This window comes from Flagellimonas algicola (assembly GCF_005937185.1).
Classification (GTDB): Bacteria; Bacteroidota; Bacteroidia; order Flavobacteriales; family Flavobacteriaceae; genus Flagellimonas; species Flagellimonas algicola.
Window position 1 is genome coordinate 2,501 of the sequence record NZ_VCNI01000010.1, and the last position, 2,999, is coordinate 5,499.

2 tRNA genes and 2 rRNA genes (1 of these 4 cut by a window edge) are annotated in these 2,999 nt (G+C 52.0%); all 4 read right to left on the reverse strand.

Annotated elements, in window-relative coordinates:
- Positions 1 to 617 (reverse strand): 23S ribosomal RNA (locus FGG15_RS19965); it reaches 2,214 nt to the left of the window's first position.
- Positions 618 to 841: 224 nt separating this feature from the next.
- A tRNA-Ala gene (locus tag FGG15_RS19970) sits at positions 842 to 915 on the reverse strand.
- 186 nt (positions 916 to 1,101) lie between these two features.
- A tRNA-Ile gene (locus tag FGG15_RS19975) sits at positions 1,102 to 1,175 on the reverse strand.
- 106 nt (positions 1,176 to 1,281) lie between these two features.
- Positions 1,282 to 2,805: ribosomal RNA gene (locus FGG15_RS19980) — 16S ribosomal RNA — on the reverse strand.
- Together the 16S and 23S rRNA genes with 2 tRNA genes alongside form the textbook arrangement of a ribosomal RNA operon.
- Positions 2,806 to 2,999 lie beyond the last annotated feature (194 nt).

Below are 2,999 nucleotides of genomic sequence, written 5' to 3' on the forward strand. Positions count from 1 at the left end.
AGTAACTCGTAGGCTCATTATGCAAAAGGCACGCCGTCACCAATAAATTGGCTCCGACCGCTTGTAGGCGTATGGTTTCAGGGTCTGTTTCACTCCGTTATTCACGGTTCTTTTCACCTTTCCCTCACGGTACTGGTTCACTATCGGTCTCCCAGGAGTATTTAGTCTTGGCGGATGGTCCCGCCGGATTCACACAGGGTTTCACGTGCCCCGCGCTACTCAGGATACCACTATCTTTGACGCAACTTGCCTGTACCGGGCTATCACCGTCTACGGCCCCTCTTTCCAAAGGGTTCCAGTTGGTCAACGCAAAGAACATTGTGGTCCTACAACCCCAATGTTGCCGAAACAACATTGGTTTGGACTAGTCCGCTTTCGCTCGCCACTACTAACGGAATCACTCTTGTTTTCTCTTCCTCCGCCTACTTAGATGTTTCAGTTCAGCGGGTTAGCCCCCCTTGCGGGGTGACAGGCCTTCAACCTGCCGGGTTGCCCCATTCGGACATTCGCGGATCAACTCTCGTGTGCAGATCCCCGCGACTTTTCGCAGCTTATCACGTCCTTCTTCGCCTCTGGGAGCCTAGGCATCCCCCATACGCCCTTCTCTTGCTTGTCGCACCTCCCGACATAAAGTCGGGAAATGCCCTCGTAATCCTTATATATTCTATTCTACTTCGTGTTTCTTCTTTGACTTCACGACAACGGTACATATGTACCATCGCGATCCGTCCCAATATGTCAATGAACGTTCACCCCAAACTTGATTTGGGGTCTCTTCGGACAAGGACCGATGTTGATCGGTGGCCTTTCCAAAGAGGTACCCAGTCAAGCTGGGCACAAGTGGAGAATACCGGAGTCGAACCGGTGACCTCCTGCGTGCAAGGCAGGCGCTCTAGCCAGCTGAGCTAATTCCCCGTTTCAGCGATCAGTTAACAGTTATCAGTTAACAGTACTTATAACGGCTACTCAACCTCTAAAATTTCCTATTTCAAATGAACTTCGGCCCCCTTCGCACTAGGCTCCGGCGACCACAGTAGTCTCAGGCAGACTCCCCTCGACTTCGCTCGGGATAAACTTCTCGTCCGCACTTCGACAACCTTGTAGTCTCAGGCAGACTCGAACTGCCGACCTCTACATTATCAGTGTAGCGCTCTAACCAGCTGAGCTATGAGACTGTTTGGCCTAAAATTGCCAGTATGTTTACATATCATAAGACAGCATAAAAGAAAAACAAAGAAACCACCCGATGCCGGACTTGGACCTCCGGTCGTCTTTCTCTAGAAAGGAGGTGTTCCAGCCGCACCTTCCGGTACGGCTACCTTGTTACGACTTAGCCCTAGTTACCGATTTTGCCCTAGGCCGCTCCTCTCGGTGACGGACTTCAGGCACTCCCGGCTTCCATGGCTTGACGGGCGGTGTGTACAAGGCCCGGGAACGTATTCACCGGATCATGGCTGATATCCGATTACTAGCGATTCCAGCTTCACGGGGTCGAGTTGCAGACCCCGATCCGAACTGTGACCGGCTTTGTAGATCCGCGCCCCCTTGCGGGGTGGCTTCCCTCTGTACCGGCCATTGTAGCACGTGTGTGGCCCAGGACGTAAGGGCCGTGATGATTTGACGTCGTCCCCACCTTCCTCACGGTTTGCACCGGCAGTCCCGTTAGAGTCCCCGACTTGAATCGCTGGCAACTAACGGTAGGGGTTGCGCTCGTTATAGGACTTAACCTGACACCTCACGGCACGAGCTGACGACAACCATGCAGCACCTTGTAATATGTCCGAAGAAAAGTCTATCTCTAAACCTGTCATACTACATTTAAGCCCTGGTAAGGTTCCTCGCGTATCATCGAATTAAACCACATGCTCCACCGCTTGTGCGGGCCCCCGTCAATTCCTTTGAGTTTCATTCTTGCGAACGTACTCCCCAGGTGGGATACTTATCACTTTCGCTTGGCCGCCGAGCCCAAAGGCCCGACAGCTAGTATCCATCGTTTACGGCGTGGACTACCGGGGTATCTAATCCCGTTCGCTACCCACGCTTTCGTCCATCAGCGTCAGTACGTTGTTAGTGACCTGCCTTCGCGATCGGTGTTCTATGTGATATCTATGCATTTCACCGCTACACCACATGTTCCGGCCACTCCACAACGACTCAAGACCACCAGTATCAAAGGCAGTTCTACGGTTGAGCCGCAGACTTTCACCCCTGACTTAATGGCCCGCCTACGGACCCTTTAAACCCAATGATTCCGGATAACGCTCGGACCCTCCGTATTACCGCGGCTGCTGGCACGGAGTTAGCCGGTCCTTATTCTCATGGTACCGTCAGCTATCCACACGTGGATAGGTTTCTTCCCATGTAAAAGCAGTTTACAACCCATAGGGCAGTCATCCTGCACGCGGCATGGCTGGATCAGAGTCTCCTCCATTGTCCAATATTCCTCACTGCTGCCTCCCGTAGGAGTCTGGTCCGTGTCTCAGTACCAGTGTGGGGGATCCCCCTCTCAGGGCCCCTAACCATCGTTGCCTTGGTGAGCCGTTACCTCACCAACAAGCTAATGGTACGCATGGCCATCCCTGTCCGATAAATCTTTAATCAAAGTATCATGCGATACCTCGATACCATGGGGCATTAATCCAAATTTCTCTGGGCTATTCCCCTGACAGGGGCAGGTTCCATACGCGTTCCGCACCCGTGCGCCGGTCGTCGGCAGAGTGCAAGCACTCCCCGTTACCCCTCGACTTGCATGTGTTAGGCCTGCCGCTAGCGTTCATCCTGAGCCAGGATCAAACTCTTCATTGTAAAAAGTTAAATAAATTCAACTCCCAAACAATCCAAGTAACTGACATCAAAATGGTTCTTCGTTATTCTCTTTTACGCTGTCTATACAATATGTCAAATGAACTTCAAAAAAAAGAAGAAAAAAACAGGCCCGAAGACCCTCGATTCCCCCCTCAAATCAACCCAGCCTTATCAGCTAAGCGGGTGCAAATATA